General features: G+C 45.2%; 24 protein-coding genes. 21 read left to right on the forward strand and 3 right to left on the reverse strand.

Annotated features, from left to right (window positions below):
• Window positions 1-80: 80 nt before the first annotated feature.
• The 7 genes from aroE (at window position 81) to pssA (ending at window position 6,943) form a co-directional block, all read left to right on the forward strand.
• Entirely contained in the window at window positions 81-941 is an 861-nt protein-coding gene (gene aroE, locus G3570_RS06250) for a shikimate dehydrogenase (protein WP_346267227.1), read from the forward strand.
• Window positions 922-1,686 carry a peptidoglycan editing factor PgeF gene (gene pgeF / locus G3570_RS06255; RefSeq protein WP_165140373.1) on the forward strand — a complete coding sequence of 255 codons (765 nt, stop codon included), beginning with the start codon at window positions 922-924 and terminating at the stop codon, window positions 1,684-1,686. The genes aroE and pgeF overlap by 20 nt, the downstream gene beginning before the upstream one ends.
• A gap of 186 nt (window positions 1,687-1,872) precedes the next feature.
• Window positions 1,873-2,772 carry a histone deacetylase family protein gene (locus G3570_RS06260; protein WP_165140375.1) on the forward strand — a complete coding sequence of 300 codons (900 nt, stop codon included), beginning with the start codon at window positions 1,873-1,875 and terminating at the stop codon, window positions 2,770-2,772.
• A gap of 131 nt (window positions 2,773-2,903) precedes the next feature.
• Window positions 2,904-4,049 carry a 1-deoxy-D-xylulose-5-phosphate reductoisomerase gene (locus G3570_RS06265; protein WP_165140377.1) on the forward strand — a complete coding sequence of 382 codons (1,146 nt, stop codon included), beginning with the start codon at window positions 2,904-2,906 and terminating at the stop codon, window positions 4,047-4,049.
• A gap of 18 nt (window positions 4,050-4,067) precedes the next feature.
• The gene (rseP, locus tag G3570_RS06270; protein ID WP_165140379.1) at window positions 4,068-5,405 is read left to right on the forward strand and encodes an RIP metalloprotease RseP; all 1,338 of its coding nucleotides are present in this window, start codon (window positions 4,068-4,070) and stop codon (window positions 5,403-5,405) included.
• Window positions 5,406-5,408: 3 nt separating this feature from the next.
• On the forward strand, window positions 5,409-6,122 hold the full coding sequence (locus tag G3570_RS06275; RefSeq protein WP_165140381.1) for a phosphatidylserine decarboxylase family protein: 714 nt from the start codon (window positions 5,409-5,411) through the stop codon (window positions 6,120-6,122).
• Window positions 6,119-6,943 (forward strand): CDP-diacylglycerol--serine O-phosphatidyltransferase, encoded by an 825-nt coding sequence (gene pssA / locus G3570_RS06280; protein ID WP_165140383.1) that lies wholly within the window; start codon window positions 6,119-6,121, stop codon window positions 6,941-6,943. Before G3570_RS06275 ends, pssA begins: the two co-directional genes overlap by 4 nt.
• Window positions 6,944-6,975: 32 nt before the next feature.
• Here the strand turns inward: pssA and G3570_RS06285 are convergent, their stop codons facing one another.
• The 3 genes from G3570_RS06285 to G3570_RS06295 are packed head-to-tail and all read right to left on the reverse strand — an operon-like array spanning window position 6,976 to window position 10,501.
• Entirely contained in the window at window positions 6,976-7,926 is a 951-nt protein-coding gene (locus tag G3570_RS06285; protein ID WP_165140385.1) for a PorV/PorQ family protein, read from the reverse strand.
• Window positions 7,923-8,900, reverse strand: a complete 978-nt coding sequence (locus tag G3570_RS06290; protein ID WP_165140387.1) for a PorV/PorQ family protein — start codon at window positions 8,898-8,900, stop codon at window positions 7,923-7,925. Before G3570_RS06290 ends, G3570_RS06285 begins: the two co-directional genes overlap by 4 nt.
• Before the next feature lie 44 nt (window positions 8,901-8,944).
• Window positions 8,945-10,501 (reverse strand): flagellar hook assembly protein FlgD, encoded by a 1,557-nt coding sequence (locus tag G3570_RS06295; protein WP_165140389.1) that lies wholly within the window; start codon window positions 10,499-10,501, stop codon window positions 8,945-8,947.
• 259 nt (window positions 10,502-10,760) lie between these two features.
• Here G3570_RS06295 and trpE point away from each other — a divergent pair, with 259 nt between their 5' ends.
• The 14 genes from trpE (at window position 10,761) to bioA (ending at window position 24,549) form a co-directional block, all read left to right on the forward strand.
• Complete coding sequence (gene trpE / locus G3570_RS06300) at window positions 10,761-12,227, forward strand: anthranilate synthase component I (protein WP_165140391.1); 1,467 nt, start codon at window positions 10,761-10,763, stop codon at window positions 12,225-12,227.
• A gap of 121 nt (window positions 12,228-12,348) precedes the next feature.
• The gene (gene trpS / locus G3570_RS06305; protein WP_165140393.1) at window positions 12,349-13,332 is read left to right on the forward strand and encodes a tryptophan--tRNA ligase; all 984 of its coding nucleotides are present in this window, start codon (window positions 12,349-12,351) and stop codon (window positions 13,330-13,332) included.
• A gap of 66 nt (window positions 13,333-13,398) precedes the next feature.
• The gene (locus tag G3570_RS06310) at window positions 13,399-13,965 is read left to right on the forward strand and encodes an anthranilate synthase component II (protein ID WP_165140395.1); all 567 of its coding nucleotides are present in this window, start codon (window positions 13,399-13,401) and stop codon (window positions 13,963-13,965) included.
• Between the two features lie 24 nt (window positions 13,966-13,989).
• On the forward strand, window positions 13,990-15,030 hold the full coding sequence (gene trpD / locus G3570_RS06315) for an anthranilate phosphoribosyltransferase (protein ID WP_165140397.1): 1,041 nt from the start codon (window positions 13,990-13,992) through the stop codon (window positions 15,028-15,030).
• 1 nt (window position 15,031) lies between these two features.
• A complete protein-coding gene (gene trpC, locus G3570_RS06320) occupies window positions 15,032-15,880 on the forward strand; it encodes an indole-3-glycerol phosphate synthase TrpC (RefSeq protein ID WP_165140399.1) in 849 nt (282 codons plus the stop codon).
• Between the two features lie 10 nt (window positions 15,881-15,890).
• On the forward strand, window positions 15,891-16,565 hold the full coding sequence (locus G3570_RS06325; RefSeq protein WP_165140401.1) for a phosphoribosylanthranilate isomerase: 675 nt from the start codon (window positions 15,891-15,893) through the stop codon (window positions 16,563-16,565).
• A 116-nt stretch (window positions 16,566-16,681) separates the two neighbouring features.
• Window positions 16,682-17,869 (forward strand): tryptophan synthase subunit beta, encoded by a 1,188-nt coding sequence (gene trpB / locus G3570_RS06330; protein WP_165140403.1) that lies wholly within the window; start codon window positions 16,682-16,684, stop codon window positions 17,867-17,869.
• 115 nt (window positions 17,870-17,984) lie between these two features.
• Window positions 17,985-18,803: a tryptophan synthase subunit alpha gene (gene trpA, locus G3570_RS06335; RefSeq protein ID WP_165140405.1), complete on the forward strand. Its 819-nt coding sequence runs from the start codon at window positions 17,985-17,987 to the stop codon at window positions 18,801-18,803.
• Window positions 18,804-18,823: 20 nt separating this feature from the next.
• Window positions 18,824-19,948: a DUF4837 family protein gene (locus G3570_RS06340; protein ID WP_165140407.1), complete on the forward strand. Its 1,125-nt coding sequence runs from the start codon at window positions 18,824-18,826 to the stop codon at window positions 19,946-19,948.
• Window positions 19,949-19,951: 3 nt separating this feature from the next.
• Window positions 19,952-21,130: an 8-amino-7-oxononanoate synthase gene (gene bioF / locus G3570_RS06345; protein ID WP_165140409.1), complete on the forward strand. Its 1,179-nt coding sequence runs from the start codon at window positions 19,952-19,954 to the stop codon at window positions 21,128-21,130.
• Window positions 21,117-21,800 (forward strand): alpha/beta hydrolase, encoded by a 684-nt coding sequence (locus G3570_RS06350; RefSeq protein WP_165140411.1) that lies wholly within the window; start codon window positions 21,117-21,119, stop codon window positions 21,798-21,800. The genes bioF and G3570_RS06350 overlap by 14 nt, the downstream gene beginning before the upstream one ends.
• Window positions 21,800-22,609: a methyltransferase domain-containing protein gene (locus tag G3570_RS06355; protein ID WP_165140413.1), complete on the forward strand. Its 810-nt coding sequence runs from the start codon at window positions 21,800-21,802 to the stop codon at window positions 22,607-22,609. Before G3570_RS06350 ends, G3570_RS06355 begins: the two co-directional genes overlap by 1 nt.
• Complete coding sequence (gene bioD, locus G3570_RS06360) at window positions 22,606-23,238, forward strand: dethiobiotin synthase (protein WP_165140415.1); 633 nt, start codon at window positions 22,606-22,608, stop codon at window positions 23,236-23,238. Before G3570_RS06355 ends, bioD begins: the two co-directional genes overlap by 4 nt.
• 30 nt (window positions 23,239-23,268) lie before the next feature.
• Window positions 23,269-24,549 (forward strand): adenosylmethionine--8-amino-7-oxononanoate transaminase, encoded by a 1,281-nt coding sequence (gene bioA, locus G3570_RS06365; RefSeq protein WP_165140417.1) that lies wholly within the window; start codon window positions 23,269-23,271, stop codon window positions 24,547-24,549.
• Window positions 24,550-24,615 lie beyond the last annotated feature (66 nt).

Below are 24,615 nucleotides of genomic sequence, written 5' to 3' on the forward strand. Positions count from 1 at the left end.
AACTTTACTAAACCTGATTGCTTGATTAGGAAGTTATATCTAATAAATAGATTTAATAAAGTTATAAGATCAAATTTTTTGTGAATTTAACCGAGTTTAGAAATTCCGAATTCAGTTCACGTCCGCATTTTCTGTTATTTGGTAATCCGGTGTCACACAGCTTATCGCCGTTGATGCATAATACTGCAGCCGCTTATTACGATATCGATATAACTTATCACGCGATTCGGCTGGAACAGCATGAATTGTCGACTTTGGCAGCACACCTAAATGATACATCGTTTAAAGGTGCCAACATAACGATTCCGTATAAACAGGTTTTAATGGATTTTGTGGACAGGCTTGATGAAACAGCCTCTGATATAGGGGCGATCAATACCATTGTCAAGGATTCTTATTCATTGGCTGGCTATAACACCGATAGCTATGGATTTTCTGTGCCTTTGGAACCTTATGCAGAAGAACTGGAAGAGGGCAGGGCCATCGTATTCGGCACCGGCGGGGCGACAAAAGCGATTATACATGCCCTGGATAATCTAGGCTTCATTGAGATTGTTTTGATCTCCCGCAATCCTTCAACAAATAAAGGCTCCTTTGATAAAGAGAGTGTACGTGTTGAAGGATATGATTCCTGGACTGCCTTTGGTGAAGAAGCTGCTCTGATAGTTAATGCTACACCTATCGGTATGTCTCCGAAAGCGGATGAAGCACCTATTCTGGAGGAAGAGATGGATATCCTCTCCGGCAAGCTCTGTTACGATATCGTATACTCACCATTGAAAACCAGATTTCTGAGCCTGGCTGAAGAAGCCGGGGCAAGAACTATAGGGGGACTCGAGATGCTGATGTATCAGGGAAGCCGGTCGTTTGAATTGTGGACCGGAAAGTCATTTCCCATTAAGGAAATAAGAAAGAAATTACATGATGCAATCAAAACGTGAGCCTGAGCTGATAAGGCCTGAAATTTTTAAGGATACGGGTTCCATCTATGCCTGGTTTACCTGCAAAAATGCAGAGTTATACAATGACGCTCGGAATATCTCGGGACTGAATCTTGGGTTTAATACCCGGGAGGAGAAGGAGGTGGTTAATGAAAATCGTAGCGAGCTTTTGAATACCCTGGGAATAGATCCGGATAACATTGCTTTTGCTGAGCAGGTGCATGGCAATAGGGTACAGATGGTAGAAAGCGGGGGCACCTATGGTAACGTTGACGCTCTGGTAACAAACGTAAAAGGACTAAGTCTGGCTATTCAGGTTGCTGATTGTGCCGCGGTTCTGCTGGCAGATTCTGAACAGGGAATCATTGCTGCAGTACATGCCGGGTGGCGGGGTGCGGCAGGTGACATAGTACCCAAAACCGTCTCTGTTATGAACTCTCTGGGTGCTAAAGTCTCGCAAATAAAAGCCTTCATTAGTCCGTGTATATCGCAAAAAAACTTTGAAGTAGGAGAGGAAGTAGCCGAACAATTTCCGCGCGAACATGTAGACTATACTAACTACAGGAAGCCCCACGTCAATTTAAAAGTATTTCTGACCGATCAGCTTAATGAACTCGGACTTCAAGCCGGTAACATAGAGATAGATGAAGGATGCACCGTGGATGATGCTGATCGCTTTTATTCCTACCGGCGGGAACAGGAAAAGAGTGGCAGGATGTTAGGGGTTATTAGATTTAAGGAATAAGGAATAAGGTATAGGGTATAAGGAACTGCTTAATTCTTTTAAACAGTGGCTATATCACAGAGTTACACAGAGAAACCTCAGAGTTTCACAGAGGAAATGACCTCCACTTATACCTTATACCCTATACCTAAGTCGTCAAATAGAATCTAACACCAAATTCAAGGAAAGCAGTAACTAATAAGCCAAATGAGAGTCTCCTACAGTCCGGGCTATTACGCTCCGATACCCCATGAGCATATCTTTCCCATGAGGAAGTTTGAAGGATTGTATCGCTATGTACTGGAGCAGGATCTGATATCGGATTCCGATATCATTGCCCCGTCGATGGTGGATATGGCCAATCTCCTTTCGGTACACACTCCTCGCTATGCCAACGGCATTATGACAGGAAATCTGGAAAGCAAAGAATTGCGAAGATTGGGTTTGCCCTGGTCTAGGAAGCTGGCCATACGATCACGTCTGGCAGTGCAGGGTACGATCAATGCGGCGCTTATGGCACTACAGGATGGGATCGCCGGGAACCTGGCAGGAGGGACGCATCACGCAATGGCAGATCACGGAGAGGGGTTCTGCGTATTTAACGACGTGGCAGTGGCCATTAAGGTATTGCAGCAAACCATGTGGGCGAGAAAGATATTAGTAATTGACTGCGATGTGCATCAGGGTAATGGAACAGCAGAAATTCTGAAAGAGAATGAGAATGTTTTTACTTTTTCCATCCACGGTGAAAAGAACTATCCCTTCAAGAAACCGCCGTCTAGCCTGGATATCGGTATGCCTGACGGGACACTCGATTCGCACTATCTGGATACGCTGGGTGATGCTTTGGATGACATATTCAACGACTTTGAACCTGATTTGGTCTTTTATCTTGGTGGTATAGATCCCCTGGAGTCAGACCATTTCGGAAGGCTATCACTCACCTTAAACGGGCTTTATAACCGGGATCGAATAGTAATCAAGAAAGTCATCAGTGAAGATATACCCCTGGTCTTGCTGCTTTCCGGTGGATATGGTCCAACGCTCAAGGACACAGTACAAGCTCATGCATTGATGTATAAAGCGGCACTGGAATTGTGGAAGTAAACATTCCGTTCTTTCTTGGTCGATAATCATTCTGACTCAATAAAAGGTCCGTTTGTCAGGTGACAATTCTTTTTTAATTCTTCGAAGTTAATTCCGATCTTCACAGGTATTTTTAAACAGAGGTAATGCATTTGAAAGAACAAAATCTGGTCATACTTGGATCAACAGGGTCTATTGGAGAACAAGCCCTGGAAATCGTTGATGAGCATTCCGACCGGTTTAATGTTCTGGCGCTGAGTTGCAACACCAACTGGCGCAAACTCGCAGAGCAGGTAAATGAATTCCATCCTAAATATGCTTTGGTGTGCGATGCCGACCATCTGGATGATTTTAAAGCAGCTCTTACCACGGATGTTGAAATCATAGCCGGTGCCGAAGCTCTGGGAGACCTGGCTGCCCTGGAACAGGCCGATGTTATCTTAAACAGCCTGGTCGGTTTTTCAGGATTTGAACCCACATGCAGAGCTCTTAAAGCAGGAAAGAAGGTGGCACTTGCCAATAAAGAGTCACTTGTTGTAGGTGGAGCTATTATAAACCGTTTGTTGAAAGAGAATACAGGCAAGCTTGTACCGGTCGATTCTGAGCACAGTGCTATGCTGCAGTGCCTGGTGGGTGAGAGCAACGATACCATTAGTAAATTGATCATTACGGCAAGTGGTGGTCCGTTCAGGGAATGGACGATGGCACAAATGAAAGATATCACTGTTAGTGATGCCCTTAATCACCCGAACTGGTCTATGGGGTCAAAAATCACAATAGATTCTGCAACCATGATGAACAAGGGGTTGGAAATTATCGAAGCTCACTGGCTCTTTGATTTACCGCTGTCTAAGATTGAAGCAGTCGTTCATCCACAGAGCATTGTTCATTCGGTTATTGAATTTGTGGACGGATCAAGTAAAGCCCAGCTTGGTCCCCCGACGATGAAAGTACCAATACTGTATGCGTTGACCTATCCCGATCGCATATCATTGGAGGCACCGACATTAGACTGGACAGCAGCATTTGATCTTAATTTTGAGCCTGTAGATTATGATAAATTCCCCTGTATAAAGCTGGCAATTAATGCCATCGAGGAGGGGGGATTCAAGCCGGCTGTCTTGAATGCCGCCAATGAGATAGCTGTGGATCGCTTTCTAAATGAAGAAATTCCTTATATTGGCATATCTCGCATAATTGAAACCTGTCTTGAACGTTTACACTCGAAGGCGGAGTTAACCATACAATCTTTAAAAGAAATTGATAGAGAAGCCAGAGAACTGGCTTTAACCATCTAAAGAAGCAAGATTTACCCTATGGAATGGATTATTGACATAAGTACGACAATAGGCATATTTGCCTTGGCCCTGCTCATACTGGTATTTTTTCATGAGCTGGGACATTTTCTCGCTGCCAAGCTATTCGGCATGCGGGTAGAGCGCTTTTCACTGGGTTTTCCACCCAGAGTGTGGGGTTTTAAAAAAGGTGATACCGATTACTGTATCGGCGCCACACCGCTTGGCGGGTATGTAAAAATATCCGGTATGATTGATGAAAGCATGGATACCGAGCATCTGGATGAAGAGCCGAAACCTTGGGAATACCGTAGCAAACCGGTATGGCAACGCATGATTGTAATTACTGCCGGTGTAATTTTCAATATGATATTGGCCGTTCTGATTTTTGGCGGAATCGCCTTTACCAGCGGCGAAACGAAAGTGGCTAATGACAGCGTGCAGGGAATCTATGTTGCTGAAAGTACACTGGCACATAATATTGGGTTTCGAACAGGTGACCGCATTGTAGGTGTAAACAATCAGAATGTGACTTTTTTCAATGAGTTATTCTCGCCGGCCCAGCTCACCGAATCGAATGTAACTTACACGGTAATGAGAAATGGCAGTCAAGTGACCGTTGCTCTGCCTGACAGCGCACTCGATCAGATTAATCAGGAAGGTTTTATAACGCTTGGGAATGCCCTGCCCAGCCGGATCAGTGATGTAGCTGAAGGTACCCCGGCAGCCGAAGCAGGTCTTCAAGCGGGTGACCGCATTACAGCCATAAACGGAGAACCGATCGATTATTGGCTTCAGCTGACACAGAAAATTCAGACATCAGAAGATTCTGTTAATCTAACTGTTGCAAGAAATGGGGAGACACTGGAGTATAGCGTTGCTTTAAGCAGCGACAATACGATTGGCATCTATGCCCCAGACCCCAATAATGAGTTTGATATTCAGCGATTCAGGTATGGGGTATTTGAATCTTTAGGTGTTGGTGTGGAAAAGACCGAAGAAGTATTTACCGGAATTATTCAGGGTTTTGGAAAGATGTTTTCCGGTTCCATTTCAGTAAGGGACAACCTCGGAGGTCCTGTTGCTATTGCCAGCATCACCAAAGAAGCCACCGATAGAGGAGGCTGGAACGGCTTTTGGAACATTACGGCCCTTCTAAGCGTCACACTTGCGATTATGAATATTCTGCCGATTCCGGTACTGGATGGCGGTCACGTGATGTTTCTCCTTTATGAAGGGATCACACGAAAAGAACCGTCACCCAAAGTACGGATGGCTTTGCAGCAAATAGGCTTCTTGCTTATCATTGCACTGTTCATTTTTGTGACATTTAACGACATACTCAGACAATTCGGTTAATATATGATTGCCAGAGAAGGGTATTCAAACATTGCATTTGTGCTGGTGTTTGGCATTGCTATAAGTATACTTGGCGGTTTGTACATTGATCACTGGTTGGTTTACGGTATTTATGCCCTCTCATTAATTCTGTCACTGTTTATACTGTTTTTCTTTCGTGATCCTGATCGTATTACACCGGAAGACGATAGCCTGATAATATCACCGGCGGATGGCAAAGTTGTGATGGTCAAAGAGGTAGAGGAAGAGATTTACATGAACAGCAAAGCTACCCAAATCAGTATCTTTCTTTCACCTCTCAATGTTCACGTAAATCGTGTTCCTGCATCGGGTACTATAGAGTATGTAAAATATCATCCCGGGGTGTACCTTATGGCGTGGGATGAGCGGGCTTCAAGCATGAATGAACGGGCGGATTTCGGTTTGAAGATGAATAACGGAATCAAAATATTTTTTCGCCAAATTACCGGATTTCTGGCTCGACGTATTGTGTACAGCATCAGTGAACAGGATGAAGTGAAGGCCGGCAGCCGATTTGGCATTATGAAATTCGGTTCCAGGATGGATGTACTGCTTCCCGACGATGTAGAGATTTCGGTTAAAGAGGGCGACCGGACGGTAGCAGGCGAATCTGTTTTGGGAAAGATAATAAAGTCGGACAAAGCTGAGGCGCAACACACAGAATCGCAATCGCAGACATCAGTCTCCAGCGAATGAAATATCCCATACAAAAGTGGAAGCGTTTCAGGCAGCGCCGTAAAAAGAAAAACGGCGGGAAAAGAAAGCAGATACCACGAATTGTTGTTCCCAGTTTCTTCACCTTAATGAATCTGTTCTGCGGATTTCTCGCAATTATCAGTATCGCGGAAGGCCGACTGTTTTTCGGAGCCTGGCTGATCGTCTTCGCAGGACTTTTTGATGCACTTGACGGCTTTATGGCACGCCTATCCAATGCCACCAGCCAATTCGGTATAGAACTGGATTCAATAAGTGATGTGGTTTCCTTCGGTGTAGCACCGGGTTTTCTCCTCTATACCTTTGGTCTCAACAGCCTCCCTTTTGTAGGGATCATACTAAGTGCCTTACCACCACTCTGTGGGGCCGTTAGACTGGCACGTTATAATGTCGATGCCCAGGAAAGTCGTCCGGATTATTTCAAGGGTCTGCCTATTCCGGCACAGGCCATCATGATTTCTTCTTTTTACCTGACCTTTTTCGACCGGATGGAACTATTCATGGACTTCAAAAATGGGATTAATACCGTGTTGATCCCGCTAATTGTCCTGCTCTCTTTTATTATGGTCAGTACCATACCCTTTGATAAAATGCCCAGTTTTGATAAGAAATCGATAAAGAAATACAAAGGGCGCCTGTTTCTTTTTATTTTCTACGGTATACTGATTGTTTTTCTGCAGGAAATCGGACTCATGATTGTATTTTCTGCATTCATCCTGAAAGGAATCGCCTTGGGAGCCATAACCTTCTGGAAGGAAGCATTTGGTGATAACGGTGAGGAAGAAGAGTTTCAGGAAGGCTAGGTAAAACCAATCGTATGTAGTCTCTTGGATTTTTAGAAAGTAAAACCGATTCCTATAGAATGCACGGTTCCAAAGCCGGTTTCAAAAGGTACCAGGGCATAGTTGGCCGTTATATTATTTAATATAATCCCGGTACCAAAACTCAAGGGCCGGGTTGTTTCCCCTGTTTTATAGCCACCTCTCAAAGTTAAGATATCTGCCGCAGTGACAGATATTCCAAAGTTTAGGTAAGCTTCGTCTTGCTCATGGGTATTAGTTGTATTGTTCATCGGGTCATTGTTTACGGGAATTACAACATCCGAGAGAACAGAAATTGAGACAGGGAAATCGTTTTCCCCAGTCCCGAGTTCATAAATACGCGCATTGATACCGACACGGACTAAAGCAGGTAGCCGTGTAGCTTCTGTATTCAACTCATCCATTTTACCGGCATTTTGCAATGCAGCTGAAACATAAAGTTTCCGGTTGAACCAGTGGCTCGAGATACCGGCATTTATAGCATACCCCGATGCATTATAGATGTAGAGTTCTTCCCTTAGATACTGAAACGAAGCACCTATGGCTAGATTTCTATAGTTTAAGGCATAAGCTCCCGATAGGGAAAGGTAACTGATACTGAAGGATCCCTGTGAAGGGCCCGGGCGGCTTCTTAATTCGAAGTCATCTGCCTGTGAAGCTAAAAGTCCAAAAGCTATGGCGCTTCTATTTCTTTTAAAATTCACCGCTGCATGGGTATTGGTGAGTCCGCCAATCCATAGTGAATAATCGGCATTGAATCCGGAAGACGGTTCAAAGGCCAGATTCGCCGGGTTGGTATACAGGTTTGAAGCTCCCAAAAGATAGGCTGTGGTAGTCTCACCCAAACCAAGGGCTTCGGTATTGGGGCCGGTAGTCAACAGTTCAAATCCGGTACTTTGGGCTGAAGCAAAAATATGCCCCAGCGTAAAAAGAAGGGTAATAAAGAATATTATTTTCAAGTTCATAAATTCAATCTTAGTCCGAATACATGCATGGAAGAAACGCCGCTGGGTTCTTTCAGGTAGGCATAATCTACAGATGGTTCCAAAATGTCAAAAGGAAGATGGATGGAAAACCCGGCACCCGGACGTTGAGCATCTGTAATATTGTTGAGATCATCGATTTGCCAACCGCCTCTCAGGCTTATTCGTTGATGCACCAGCCAGGAAACTCCTACCTTTGCCTGCTCAAAATGTTCCTCATCATGTATTAAATACCCGAAACTTGAAGCAATAAGCACTGATTTGAGATAATAAGCAGCTCCAAGATTTAAACGGGTTGGAAAGGTTTCGGTACGGTCACCTAGTGACTCGTCACCGTATAAGTCAGAAGAATTCCAGCTATATGATGCCAGGAGATCCTGGGCTGTAAAGCCCAGTGAGAGCTTGTTGGATAGCCGGAATAGCGCCCCGATATCAAAAGCGACTCCCCGGGCCGGAGAGACTTCGGGATGGTAATCGGCCAGGTTGAGTTTTACCCCAACCCCCAAAGCTAATTTCGTGCTAATATTGATTCCAAAGGAAGTTGACAACTGGAATTCACTGGTTTTAAGATCAGATGTGTAGTATCCGCTGGCAGTTCGACCATCGATGTCCTTTACATTTGCATTGAGCAGGGAGATAGTCAGACCGGCGGAAGGTGGCAGTTTAAATGTTGCATTCAGGCTATTAAACCTACGATCAAAACTCATCAGTGCAGTGGACAGGTCAATCTGATTCCCGCCATCGGAAAAGGCCGCATGAGCCGGGTTGTAGTAGGCATAAACTCCCTCTGTATGCGTAGCCGTCAATGCATTTCCCATAGCAATACCCCTGGGACCGAATCCTATGCGAGAGAACGAACCGGCATAGCCCGCGGGTTGTCCAACGGCATTGAAAGGAAAAAGTGATAGAAATACTATAAGTACCAGTATACACGATAAACCGGCTAAGCGTATCACGAAAAGGTCTCTTAAATTAAGTTTATATACGTTTATAGAGTTCATCAATCAATCACCAAAAATTTACCCTTGATCACATTGCGGGGAGTCTCTATCAGGTAAAAAACCGGTCCATTGGCAACCTTACGCCCGCCCGAACTGATACCGTCCCATACCGCTTCGTATGTACCTGAATTGAATGAGCCGTTCTCAATTTCACGGATAAGGTTCATCCCAAAATCAAAGAGCCGGACTTTTACATCACCTTGTTGCTCCACTTCAAATTTGATGCGTACAACACCGTGCCTTGTGGGAGAAAATGGACTCGGATAGGCATAGGCTTCCACATCGGGAGCTTCTTGCTGGTACCGGTTACCGCCTGCCAGTGGGAAGTTGACCCTAGTAATCTGCCAGCTTTCTCCATTATTGGCAGTTGAGGCTATTCCGTCTGTTGTACCTACAAAAACCCTCTCCAAGGTTGTGGCTACACATAGGTATTGTGCCTCCTTTTTGATAAAGGTATTTACGCTTTCAATTTGTTCATATTGATTCCAGTTAAGACCGTTATCCGGGCTTATGAATAAACCGTCATCGCCTGCAGCATAAATGAAAGAACCGTTGAAACCCAGGTCATTAATTTTTTCATCCAGCAGATAACGGTCAAAAGTGTTACCTCCGTCGGCGGTGCGTACAATTCCATACTGTTCACTAGGTTGCAGACCGGAAGGCCAGTTGGTCATCCAGATGTCACCCGTACCCGGCTGTTGCTTAATATCTATTATCCAGTTGCTAATCAGTCCGTTGTTGTCACCGGTTACCTGCACGTGTTCCCATCGAATGCTATCAATTGAGGCCTTCAGTGCATTTTCAGAAATATTAAGCCCGCCTGCCGTACCTGCCCAAACTATTTGATCATCATCAACCAGCACAGCAAAACCCAGGAGGTTCTGATCAAACCTGGGATCATAACTGTTTCCGCTACTTGAGGTAAAGGTATAGCTCTGCTCAGGTACCAGACGATCGGCCGACTGTGGCGGCAGGATAAGCCGTTCCCAGCTCTCACCTAAATCCCTGCTGCGAATCAAGCCTGATGCCCAATTTGCCGAAAGGATGGTATCCCCAAAATGATCAATCTCGAAGGGGGGAGATTGCTGCGGCACGGTTATTGGCAGTTTGGAATAAGACTGGCCACCGTATATAATAACAGTATCATCTTCCTGTTCAACATATTGTGGACTGTAGAGCCAGGTTTGTCCGCCATCAAAGGAGAGGTGGAAACCATCTCCTGTTTTTACCTCTCCATCAGCCGTTTCCTTTGAATAACCCAATCCTGCAATAACCGTATCTCGGCCCAGCGTTAGTGAAAAAACGCGTGCCGGTCCGTCAGTCACTTTAGTAGCTCCTTCGGGATAGTGCCAGGAGGGAGCGTTGGCAATATTACGGTTCAAACCGGGGCCAATCCAAAGCGTTTCCCCATAGGCAGCCATAACCGAAACGGTATTCTCCTGGATCGATTCATAGGGTGAAGGAACAGGCCCATACACCTGGGCTCTCACACTTCCTACTACTATCAATGAGGCAACTATACCGATCAGAATAGATAACAGAGGTTGTTTGGGCATCACCTTCATTCAGGGTTAGTAGGCTCATTGATGAATTTAAATATACTCTTTATTGCAAGTAAATAAACTTGTTGATTTTAGAGCCGCGGGCCATTATCTTCGTTGCGTCATGCAAATGCCCAACGTCCATACATACAATTCTTGGCGATGGCTTCTTATTACAGAAGCAGTGGGCAGGTTATAGGAAATTGACAACAAATTTTAGGATTTCTAAACCCACTGATGGAAACTGAAGTGGGTTTTTTTATTTAGGTAAGCTATGAATTTTGAGCAGTTTAAATCACTGGCCCAAGACTTCACAGCCATTCCTGTGTATCGCAGGTTAATGGCTGATGTACTGACGCCGGTATCTCTGTTTCTAAACATCCGCAAAGGAGCTCTATATCCTTTTTTACTCGAATCGGTAGAGGGCGGGGAACAACTGGCCAGGTATTCATTCCTGGGACGGAATCCCTACAAGCTACTTGAGTTTGACGGTGAATCAGTTAGCCTCAAGAAGGAAGATGGTACCCGTGAAGAAATGGATCGCCCCTATTTTGATGTACTTAAAGAGTTAACCACTGCCTATTCTGAACCTAAACTGGCGGATCTCCCGCGATTGACGGGTGGTGCTGTAGGTTACTCTTCGTATGATACCGTTCGGGAAGTGGAAGAACTTCCTGATGTTCCTGAAGATGAATTGAATCTACCGGAAGCCATTTGGGCATTTTACAATGAGATCTTTGCTTTTGACCATGTGAAGCAGCAGGTGGTGATTATCAAAACAGCTTTCATTGAGGAAGAATCCAACCTGGAAGAACTTTACGGGGAATCTCAGGAAGCTCTCGATGCCATGGAAAAACTGGTATATGATTCAACACGCGGTAAGGATTCCTTTACCATTTATCCTGAGCGATTGAAAAGCAATATGGAGCAAGAAACTTTTGAAGCAATGGTCGAAACGGCCAAGGAGCATATTTATGAAGGGGACATTTTCCAGGTTGTTTTGTCCCAGCGTTTTGAAACAGATTTTGAGGGTGACCGCTTTATGCTGTACAGAGCGCTCAGAATGGTTAATCCATCACCCTATCTCTTTTTCCTGGATTTCGGAAAATTTTCTTTTGTGGGTTCCTCACCTGAGGTTTTGGTGAGGGTTCAGGAAGGAACAGCCGAACTCCTGCCCATTGCGGGTACCAGGCCTCGAGGAGATACTCCCGAAGAAGATTTGGCACTGGAAGAAGATCTTAAGAATGATCCCAAAGAGATAGCTGAACATGTGATGCTGGTGGATCTGGGAAGAAATGATCTTTCCAGAGTCTGCAAATCCGGAACGATAAAACCGGTTCGCAGTCAGGTTATTGAACGCTATTCTCATGTGATGCATATCGTTTCGGATCTTAAAGGTGAACTGGCCGAATCTAAGACCGCTGTTGACGCACTCATGCAGTGTTTTCCCGCGGGAACGGTAAGCGGCGCTCCAAAGATCAGGGCCATGGAGATTATTGATCAACTGGAACCAGACAAGAGGGGACCCTATGCGGGAGCGGTAGGTTATTTTGATTTCTCAGGCAATATGGATACCTGTATTGCAATCAGAACGATGGTGGTTACAGAAGACAAGGTTTATATACAGGCCGGTGCAGGAATTGTAGCCGACAGTGATCCTACAAAGGAATTCGAAGAAACAAGAAATAAAGCAGGCGCGCTGGTTGAAGCACTTAGCGTGGCGCTTGAAATTGAACAATAAATTAAACGAGGATTAAACGGATGCAGCTGATATCACGGTTTTAATATTACTTTTATTTCTTTCTGCTTGAATCTGCATAATTTTTTTAATCTGAGTTCCAAATAATTCTACAAAACAAATAATGAAAACGATTTTATCAGGTATTACGCCTTCCGGCAAACTGCATTTAGGCAACTATTTTGGTGCAATACGCCAGCATATTGAGATGCAGGAGAAAGGTGATGCCTTCTATTTTATCGCCAATTATCACTCCCTGACCTCTATTAACGACGGTAAGGAAATCAGGGAGAATACCCTGGATATAGCACTGGATTACCTTGCACTCGGTCTGGATCCAGAGAAGTGTACCTTCTTTGCCCAGAGCGATGTACCCCAGGTAACCGAACTGGCGTGGATACTGGGAACTTTTTGTCCGGTAAGCCTGATGGAAAAAGGAGTTGCCTATAAGGATAAAGTGGCTCAGGGATTGAGCCCGAATATCGGACTGTTTACCTACCCGATACTGCAGGCTGCGGATATTTTAATATATAATTCTGACCTGGTTCCCGTAGGACAGGATCAAAAACAAAATATCGAGATTTGCAGAGATCTCGCCGGCAAACTGAATCATGTGTACGATAAGGAACTGCTTAAACTGCCTGAAGAATATATTGTAGAGTCGGTTGCTGTTGTTCCCGGCATTGACGGGCGCAAGATGAGCAAATCGTATGGCAATACCATAGGGATTTTTGATGAGGGCAAGAAACTCAAGAAAAAGGTAATGTCCATTGAAACGGATTCTACGCCACTTGACGAACCGAAGGATCCGGATACCTGTAATGTGTTTGCCCTGATAAAACTATTTGCCAATAAAAAGAAACGTAAGGAGATAGCAGATAAGTACCGTGCAGGTGGTTATGGCTACGGTCATGCCAAGAAGGAACTGCTGGGCATGATTACCGATTATTTTGCAGAGGCCCGCGAACGACGCAAGGAACTGCAAAAGAACGAGGATTATGTTATGGATGTTCTCAGGGAAGGCAGTAAGACAGCGCGTGAAAGGGCCGAGACAGTTATGGGTCCGGTTCGCGAAGCTACCGGCATCATACGCAATTATAATTTTTAAATTAATATGAGAACTAATGGTTCGGTCTCATTTGAGTAATAAAATTTTAAGACCTTATCCAAGCGTATGGTACTGATAATAGACAATTACGACTCATTTACGTACAACCTTGTGCACCTGGTGGCAGTGCATACCGATGAGTACAAGGTTATTCGTAATGATGCCATGACGGTTGAGGAAGTAAAAGAATTGAACCCTGACAAGATTTTGATTTCACCGGGACCCGGAAGGCCGGACGAGGCGGGTATTACGGAAGCGCTGATCCGGGAGATGGGGGAGAAGACCCCGATACTGGGCGTCTGCCTTGGGCATCAAGCCATCGGAGAGGTATTTGGCGGCGAGGTTATTCATGCTCCCAAGCTGATGCATGGTAAGACCTCAAAGGTGCATCATGACGGGAAAAGCGTGTTTAGGAATGTGGAAGAACCTTTTGATGCTACACGTTATCACTCCCTGGTTTTGAATCCGGATAAGATTCCTGATGTATTACAAATTACAGCCCGCAGTGACGATGATGTTATTATGGGACTTCGTCACCGTGATTTTCCTATAGAAGGCATTCAGTTTCACCCGGAAAGTATCCTGACCACGGAAGGGCCTAAAATCATTGAAAACTGGCTCAAACAGAATTAAAACCTGCAATTTTCAACAATTTTTATGACCGATATCAAGCATATACTTGAGAAGCTGGCCGATCGCCGGGATTTAAGCCCGGAAGAGGCGAAAAGTGCCCTTCAATCCATTATAGAGGGTGAAGTGGGTGTAGAACAAACCACTGCTTTCCTAATCGCTATGCGTGCAAAGGGTGAAACCATTGAAGAACTTACCACTTTTGTGAGGGTGATGAGGGAAGCTGCCATTACTCCCAAGGTAGACATTACCAATGCCGTTGACCTTTGCGGGACAGGAGGTGATAATTCCGGTACCTTTAATATCTCGACTGCCGCTATGTTTGTGGTAGCCGGTGCCGGAGTTCCGGTGCTGAAACATGGCAACCGGAGCGTATCCAGTAAAAGCGGTAGTGCTGATGTGCTGGAAGCTCTGGATATCGTTGCAACCCTACACAAAGAACAGGTTGAAAAAGTATTTCACGAAACCGAAATGGCTTTCATGTTTGCTCCTCATTTTCACCCGGCTATGAAGCACGTCATGCCTGCCCGGCAGGTACTGGGTATCCGTTCATTTTTTAATACTATGGGTCCGCTCTTGAATCCGGCGGAGGTAAAAAGACAGGTAGTCGGGGCTTTTGACAAGCGAACTTCACGGCAAATAGCAGAAATACTCTCCAATCTGAATACCGAACATGTTTTCAGTGTTCACGCCCGTGACGGTCTGGACGAGTTGAGCCTGAGCGCACCTACCTTTGTATTTGAGCTGGATGGAGAAGTGGTTACGGAACACCCACCTTTTGATCCGGCGAGTCTGGGATTTGAACCTGTCAGTCTTCAGCAGCTGCAGGGAGGCGACGCTTTTTATAACGCCGACATTATCCGGTCGATACTCAAAGGCGAAGCGACCAATGCTCAGCGAAATATCGTGGTTCTAAACGCAACCTTCGGAATTCATGTATCGGGAAAAACCGGGAGCCTGGATGAGGCCAAAAAGCTAGCCGAGGAGAGTATTGATTCAGGATCAGCCTTGAAAGCCCTGAAAAGATTGAGCGAAGCTACCAACGATGTAATGAAAGTTTCTGACTGACATGGCTACTATCTTGGAACAAATCGTAGAGCAGACTGCAACCGACCTTGTCAAACGGAAACGCAAAGTCAGTTTCATGGATTTTGAGTCGTTTGAATGGTACGAGCGCCCGAGGCGACCGTTTGGGGATAATTTGAGAAATAAAGGTACTGTCTCGGTAATTGCTGAAATTAAAAAGGCGTCTCCATCCAAGGGGATCATTCGAAAAGATTTCAATCCACAAAAAATTGCATCACAATATTTTGAGGGAGGGGCGAGCGCGTTGTCCGTTCTCACTGATGAGCCTGCCTTCCAGGGAAGCCTGGATTACCTTAGTGCGGCTTCGACGGAAGTGGACATCCCCGTATTGAGAAAAGATTTTATCATCGATCCATACCAGGTTAAGGAAGCACGTGCCTATGGGGCTGATGCGGTGCTGTTAATTGCCACCATAACGGAAGGGAACCAGCTCAATGAGCTGCTGCATGCCTCCACCGAATATGGCTTGGAATGCCTTGTTGAGTGTTATTCAGAGGATGACCTAAATCGGCTTAATTTTGAATATATTAACATTCTCGGCGTTAACAACCGCGACCTCAAGACTTTTGATGTCGATCTACATCGGGGAATCGAGCTTCTGAACAGGGCCCCGGAAGAGACCGTGTTGGTTTCTGAAAGCGGTTTAAGCAGTGCCGGTGATCTGAAATTTCTCTATGATAATAATATTGATGCTGCGCTGATCGGGGAGTATTTTATGCGTCAGCCAGATCCTGGAAAAGCAGTGGAAAAGATGCTCGGAGAATTGAAGCAGCTGGTTGAAGAAAATGCGGTTGTTACTGAAGATCAGGAATCTGAAAAAAATATGAGTTAATCCGAAAAAAATGTTTGCAAACGAGGAAGAGCGTACCAAAGTAAAAATATGCGGACTCACATCCCTGGAAGATGCACGATTTGTATCAGGGGCTCTGGCTCATTACTTGGGATTCATATTCTATGAGGAGAGTCCAAGATATATCACCCATGCCGAAGCCGGTGCGATCATCAACTGGATTGAAGGGCCGGAGTGTGTGGGAGTATTTGTCAACCAGCCCCTGGATGATGTCAATATGATAATCCGGCAGACCGGCATTGACCTGGTACAGCTCCACGGAAACGAATCGCCCGAATATACTGCCATGGTGGAAAAGCCCGTTATAAAAGTGATCCATGTAGAACCATCCACTGATGCCGAGGAACTTAAGGCTGCCGTGGAACCGTATCTATCACACGTTGAGTACCTGATGTTTGATACCAAACTTGGTGATCAATGGGGCGGTACGGGTAAAACATTTGACTGGTCTCTGGTCGATGAAGTAAGCGGCGGTAAACCTTTTTTTCTCTCAGGCGGTATCAATGAGCATAATATCCGCAAAGCTTGTAAGGAAGTACAACCCTATGCTGTCGATCTTTCCAGCAGTCTGGAGAGTGAACCGGGAGTAAAAGACTTTGACAAGGTGGAAACATTCATGGAGGAGATGCGTGAGATCTGGGAAGAGCAGGAAATGGGGGAGTTATAAGCCATTTTATAACCAACCGTCTAGCGGATTTATGGAATGAACCATTTCTTTTAACTGTATTCACTGTATTACTGAAAACATTTGTTAACAGATATTATCAAACAACAAACTGACTGATGGCAACATACGATCTGCCCACTAAAACCGGCTATTTTGGTAAATTCGGAGGTAAATTCGTACCTGAGATTCTCATTCCTGCATTGGAAGAACTTGAAGAAGCCTACGAAGCTGCATGGAAAGACCAGGATTTTCTTGACGAGTTTAAGAGACTATTGAAAGAGTACGTCGGCAGGCCAACAGAATTGACCTATGCAAATCGCCTGACTGAACATTATGGCAAAGCCAGAATTTACCTCAAAAGAGAAGATCTTTGTCATACAGGTGCACATAAGATCAATAATGCGATCGGTCAGATATTGCTGGCACGAAGGATGGGCAAAGAACGTATCATAGCAGAAACCGGAGCCGGTCAGCACGGGGTGGCAACAGCTACTGCCTGTGCAAAGTTTGGGATGAAGTGTATTGTCTATATGGGGGCCGAGGATATGTGGCGGCAAAAACTGAATGTAGACCGTATGCGCTTGCTGGGAACCGAAGTCCGCTCGGTGGAGAGCGGTTCGAAGACATTGAAAGATGCAACCAATGAAGCGATCCGTGATTGGGTAACAAATGTGGAAGATACTTTCTATATCATCGGTTCTGTCGTCGGCCCACACCCCTACCCGAAGATGGTGAGAAACTTTCACCGGGTGATTGGGGAAGAGACCAAATACCAGCTCAAGGAAGTTGAAGGAAAGGATCCGGATTATCTGCTGGCTTGTGTAGGTGGGGGCTCAAACGCCATCGGATTTTTTCATCCATTTATTGAAAACGAATCTGTACGCATGTACGGTCTTGAAGCTGCCGGACATGGTGCTGAAACCGACAAAACGGCTGCAACGCTCAGTATTGGTTCTCCGGGAGTACTTCATGGATCGCTCAGCTACCTGCTGCAAAGCAATGAAGGGCAAATTCATTTGGCCCACTCCATTAGCGCGGGGCTTGACTATCCCGGAATAGGTCCTGAACACTCTTACCTTCACGATTCCAAAAGAGTGACATATAAAGCTATTACCGATGCTCAAGCCATGGAGGGAGTGAAGCTACTGTCTGAACTGGAAGGTATTATTCCCGCACTTGAAACCGCACACGCCATTGCATATCTGGATGAACTGATGCCAAAGACAAGCGAAGATGAGATTGTGGTGATAAACTGCTCGGGTAGGGGTGACAAGGATATGGGTACCATAGCAGAACACTTGTAGCTCTTTGAATACCGGTTAAAGTTTGAAAAGATAGTCCTGATTAGAACATATTGCGATAATAATTCAACTGTTTTCACAGTTAAAATAAACTATTGAAGCCACCCAAAAAGACTTAATGATCAAAGAAAAAAGCGCGCACAGAATTACCCAGTTATTCCGGAAAAAGAATGAGGATTCAAAGATAATGAGTCTTTTTCTCACCGCCGGTTACCCTGATCTCGAATCCACAGTAGATCTGATTTTAGGATTTGAGCAGAACGGTACAGACATGATTGAGCTGGGAATGCCGTTCAGCGATCCTCTTGCCGATGGGCCAACTATCCAATATTCAAGCAACAAGGCCATCGAGAGCGGCATCACCATGGATGGTATCTTTGAAATGGTTCGGGGGGTCAGGAAGCAATCGGAAATTCCGATTATTCTTATGGGCTATGTGAATCCGGTGATGCGGTACGGTGTCGAAGATTTCTGTAAAGAAGCTTCTGATGCAGGAGTTGACGGACTGATCATACCGGATCTGCCGGTGGAAGAGTCCGGCATTCTGGAGGAGAAAGCAGATCATTATGAATTGCCTATTATCTATCTGGTAGCCCCGAATACATCTGATGAAAGAATGCGTCTGATCGATGAAAAGTCAGAAGGTTTCGTCTATTGCGTCTCCGTGACCGGTGTGACCGGGGCCAGGGATGGGGAGGAGGTTTCAAAATCCGTAGCTCGTTTTATCGAACGGGTGAAACAAAACATTACCAAAAATTCTACTATGGTAGGTTTCGGAATTAAATCACATGAAGATGCTGAAAAGATCGCCCGCGACATGGATGGTTTTATAGTAGGAAGTGCTTTAATTGAAACCATTCGTAGTAACTACCCTGATGAAGGTTGGATGGATGAAGTATTTGCTTTTGTTCGGGGCTTGAAGTATGGTAACAACTAAATTCAATTAACAGTCTATTTATGAACGCTTTCAATAAGATACTTTTAATGGTCATTGTTGTCTTATTTGCCTTTGCCTGCGACGGAGATTACCGCCAGCAGGCAGTAGGTGCCTTTGGAGACGCTGTGGTTCTGATGGATTCTACCGAACACGATAGCCAGACGGCTGAAGCAATTCGACGAACCTATGGGCAAGGCATACAAACTCTGCCCAACTATGAAGCGCTTTTTGATCTTAGATTTGTGGACTTCCGCAATAACGAACAGCTGGAAGTAATTAAAAAGAATAAGAACTTGATTATCGCGGCAACTATTGATGACAGTTCAAATGTCGGACGTTTTGTGCGTGCACTTCTGGATGACCAGGTAGAGAGCAGGGTCAGGGAAGGACAAAGTTTTGCTTTCCCCTTAGAGGATCAGTGGTATCGTAATCAGTGGTCAATCATTCTGACTTCTACCAGCGATTCTGCTTTAGCAGAAAATATCAGAAACACCAAGGAGTCGCTGGTTGAAAGCCTGATGGAGAAGGAGTTCAGGCGCTGGCAGTATGATATCTATGATCGCGGTGAAAACTATGCGCTGGAAGATACTCTTTGGGAAAATCACGGCTGGAAAGTCAGGGTTCAGCATGACTGGAGAAAAAATATCGACACCTCATATGTAGCCAACGGTTCCCTGAATAATCTTGTAACCATGCGTCGCCCGTTACCAGATAACGATAGGTGGTTTTGGGCCTGGTGGCAAGACAGTGTTAGAACCGCAGATTATATCGATGCCGACTGGATCAATACCAAAAGAGATTCACTCATGGAGAAGTGGATAAGAGGTACCAGGGATAGCTCATACGTTACTACCGAGTACCGCCGTCCGGTTGAAACGGATACACTCCGTGTAAACGGTCATCTTGCTTTTGAAACACTGGGTACCTGGCGCATGACCAATGATGCCATGGGTGGTCCCTTTGCAAATATGACCATCTATGACGAGGAAACAGATCGGTTGTTTATTCTGGAGTTCGGTCAGTTTGCGCCCCGTTATAACAAGCGAAGATTTGTACGGCAATTCAGAGCGATGCTCAGGACCTTTGAAAGTGATTCCGCATGGAGTACCGGAAATACTATGGAACAAAATATGGTTACCCGCTAATACGTGCCCTCCAAACCAAAGCAGCAATTTATAGATGATGACCTGGAAAACCGAAAGGCAGATAACTTATTTCGGTCCCTTCAGACCCTTATACCCTCCGGTGATGGACTGACCGTCACTAAAAAAGGTCGAGAGCTGATAAACTTCTGTTCGAACGATTACCTGGGTTTATCAAAACATCCTGAGGTAATCCGGAAATCCAGGAATTATACTGAAAAATATGGCGCCGGTTCTACGGCTTCCCGTCTTATTTCCGGTACCTTTGATATCCACGAGGAACTGGAAACAAAGCTTGCTGAAATCCTTAAAAAGGAGGCGGCATTGATCTTTAATTCCGGTTTTCAGGCAAACAGTACTTTAATTGATACCTTGACCGACCGGCATTCCCTGGTGCTTGCAGACAGGCTTAGTCATAACAGTTTGTTGAAAGGCGGACTCGCAAGCAGGGCAGATCTCCAGCGATTTAATCATAATGACCTGACACATCTTGAAAAACTATTAGTCAGGGCCAAAGGAGAAAATTACAATCGCATTTTAATCATTACCGAAACCGTTTTCAGTATGGATGGTGATCGAAGTGATGTAAAGGAGATAGCCGCATTAGCAAATGCGCATAATGCCTTATTGTTTGTAGATGATGCCCATGCCGTAGGAGTGTGGGGTGAAAAAGGCTTGGGGCTTGGTTATGATGTGGAAGGAATTGATATTCTACTGGGAACCTGTGGTAAGGCATTCGGTTCTTTTGGTGCCTATGTAGCTTGTTCGACAAAAATGAAAGAGTATCTCATCAACTATTGTCCGGGTTTTATTTATACTACGGCGCTTCCGCCCGCGGTAATCGGTGCTATTGATTCTGCACTGGATTTGATTCCATATATGGAAAAACAACGTTCCCGCTATCATAAAACTATTGAGAAAGTGCGTGACCGTTTGCAAGGCTACGGATTCGATACAGGTCCATCTAGCACTCAAATTATCCCTGTAATCATCGGCGATGAAGTCGAAACGCTGGAGTTGGCAGAATGGCTTGAAGAGCAGGGCATCCTTGCAACGGCCATACGCCCGCCAACAGTTCCGGAGAACAGCTCACGCATACGCCTGACAATATCACTAGCGCATACCGATGCACAAATTGATTACTTGTTGAATAAGATGAAGGAGTGGAGTAATGCGGGAAGCTGAAATTGTAGCATTTCATGGGTGGGGTTTTGACAGCTCTTTTTGGGCAGGATGGGAGGATTTACTACCTGAAAACATAGAGTTTACCGTATTTGAGCGAGGCTATATTGGGAAACCTAAAAGTACACCCGTTTTCACAGGTAGCGAAAGGAAAAATGTAATTTTGACGCATTCATTCGGATTACATCTTTGTCCGGATGATCTCTATAGACAAGCTGATTTGGTCGTAATCTGCAGCGGGTTTATTGATTTTCATCCGGTAGCCGCACAGTATCGCAGAAGATCAAAACTCATTATTAAACAGATGCTAAATGCTCTGCAGGGACATCCGGAACAGGTGTTAAAGGAGTTTTATACAAATACATACAAACCGGACGAACCCCGCAAACTGCCTGAAGGTACCCCGAACCTGGATCTCCTTGTCGAAGATCTTGAGCGCCTCAACACTCAAACATTTGAAGTTTCCTTACTGAAAAGTGTCGATAATATCTGTATCCTTCATGGCTTTGAAGATGCCATTGTTCATCGCAGAAAGGGCAGAAGCTTGTACGATACCTATTCAAAACAGGCAAAATATTTTGAAGTAAAAGATGCCGGACATGCATTGCCCTATACGCATAATCAACAATGTTGGCAGTTTATTGAACCTGAGATACAAAATCTTACTTCTTAATGGGTAGCACAATTTCTGAAGTACCAAAAATGAACCGGAAAATAGCCGAAAGTTTCGGCAGTTCGGTAACTGACTACAATGAACATGCTACGGTTCAAAAGGAGGTAGCCAACCGGCTGATTGCTTCATTAAAACCATGGCGTGATATCCTGCCACCGGGACCCATACTTGAAGTAGGTTGCGGAACAGGCTTCGTGACCAACGGGATTGTAGATCTATACCCTAAAAGAGAAAAGGTCATAACAGATTTATCGGAAGAAATGGTCGATTTTTGCAGGGACCGGTTCCAATCTGCTAAAAATATCTCATTTCAACAGTTGGATGCAGAGCAGCTTCAAACAGAGGAGCCGAAATACGGTATGACCGTATGCGGATTTGCTGCGCAATGGTTCAAAGATCCGGCGCTTACGCTTGGAAAATTGATGGAAGCTACCAGGCCGGGGGGCTTATTATTGGCATCATTCCCGGGGAATGAAAGTTTCCCTGAATGGAAGAAATGCTGTGAAGATCTTGGGCTTCCTTTCACCGGCAATGACTTGCCGGATACCGAAGAGATAGTCATCAAAATGTCCACCGGTCCGGTACAGGTTGACTACTATGAAGACACCGTAACAGAATCATATCCATCCGCCCTTCATTTTTTCAGGCATTTAAAAAATATAGGTGCTGGGACCCATAGAAAGGGTCGCTCATTGACTCCTTCCGAGATGAAAATGCTTATCAGGCACTGGGACAGTCAAAACGAAGAGGATATCACAGTAAGTTATCATGTTGTGTTCCTGGCGGTAAAAAGAGATCATGTCTCATGAGATTAGAAGAATTCCCATCCAATATATTTATCAGTGGTACAGATACGGGGATCGGAAAAACGGTCGTTTCTGCTATGGTGACCCTTGGTCTGTCGGCAACTTACTGGAAACCTGTACAGTCCGGACTTGAGGAGGAAACCGATACTGAATTTGTTAAAAGAGTTACGGGTCTGCCCGATACACATTTCAAACCCGAGCGGTATCGACTTCAGGAACCGCTTTCTCCGCACGCCTCTGCAGCCATAGACGGGGTATCGATCTCTTTGGATGATTTTCAACTACCCGATACCGGATCAAACAACCTGGTGGTTGAAGGAGCCGGCGGCTTGCTGGTGCCTTTAAATGACGATGATATGATTATTGATCTCATTGAGAAGTTCCGCCTGCCTGTCTTACTGGTTGTTCGCAGTGAATTGGGTACACTCAATCACACCTTTCTCTCCCTAGAGGCTTTGCGCAATAGGAACATACCTATTATAGGGGTTGTCATGAATGGGCCTAAAAACGAAAGTAACAGAAAAGCTATTGAAAAGTACGGCCGGGTAGAAGTGCTGGGTGAAATTGAACCTTTGCAAACGCTTGATCCCAAAACCCTGAAAAACGAATTCAACAAAATTTTTAAATCCTGAGACATATTGTTCTCGTCTTGAAAGTATTCTATGCATAGAAATATCTGGTATCCCTTCACAATTATTGAAGATGCACCCGAGCCCATAAAGGTTCAAAAGGGGGATGGCTTGTGGCTGGAACTGGAAGACGGGCGACGCATTATGGATTGCATATCCAGCTGGTGGGTGAATCTGCACGGTCATGCCCATCCTCAAATTGCAAAGGCCATAGCCGATCAGGCCTCAAAGTTGGAACAGGTAATATTTGCCAATTTCAGCCATGATCCCGCGGAAAAGCTGGCCGAAAAGGTAACGCAAAAACTGCCGGGAACACTAAACAGGATGTTTTTCTCGGATGATGGATCCACGGCTGTTGAAGTTGCCATGAAGATGGCTTACCAGTACTGGAGAAATATCGGGCAGGAGAGAAAAACTTTTATCTGTTTTGAGGGAGCCTATCACGGTGATACCTTTGGCGCCATGTCAGCTGGGGAGCGATCTGTGTTCACAGAAGTATTTAAAGATCTGTTATTTGATGTAGAATTTGTACCCTATCCGGCGACATGGATCGGAGACCCGGATAGGACCGAGAAAGAGAGCAAGGTGATCGAGAAGGTAGAGGAATTGCTGAAGGAGAACCCTGAAAAATATGCAGGAATTATGATCGAGCCTCTGGTGCAGGGGGCAGGTGGCATGAATATGTGCAGTAAGGAGTTTCTGCAGGAGCTGCACTGGGTCAACCGCCAGTTCAATACTCTGCTTATTTTCGATGAGGTAATGACCGGATTCGGACGAACCGGCGACTGGTTTGCCTGCAAGAGAGCACAGGTAGAACCCGATATTATCTGCCTCGCAAAGGGATTGACAGGTGGATTCCTTCCACTCTCAGTGACGGTCTGTTCCGACCGTATCTATGAGGCCTTCAACAGCTCGGATCCAATAAAAACATTCTGGCATGGGCACAGCTATACGGCAAATCCCATCGGTTGTGCTGCGGCACTGGCCTCCTATGACCTGATGGTCGAAAATGAATCGATATTCAGCAATATGGAAGAGTGGCATCTGGGACATCTGGAGAAGCTGAAAAATCATCCGAAATTGAAGAAGCTTAGAGTTTGCGGGACCATTGCTGCCATGGATATTTCTGCCGAAGGAGAGGAGGGTTACCTCAATCCTATAGCCAATCATATTAAAGAGCAGTGTGTGGATAAAGGCCTCTTGCTACGTCCGCTGGGCAATGTGCTCTACTTGATGCCTCCCTACTGCACTACTAAGAAGCAGCTGGCACAGATGTACGAAGGTATTGTTTCGCTGATTGATGAAGTGGCCTAAGCAGCGTCCCGTAAGAAGTTCTATTCCTTAGATTGCAAATTTTGTATTACATTGATTTTGACCATT

The sequence above is a fragment of the Halalkalibaculum roseum genome (assembly GCF_011059145.1).
Taxonomy (GTDB): domain Bacteria; phylum Bacteroidota; class Rhodothermia; order Balneolales; family Balneolaceae; genus Halalkalibaculum; species Halalkalibaculum roseum.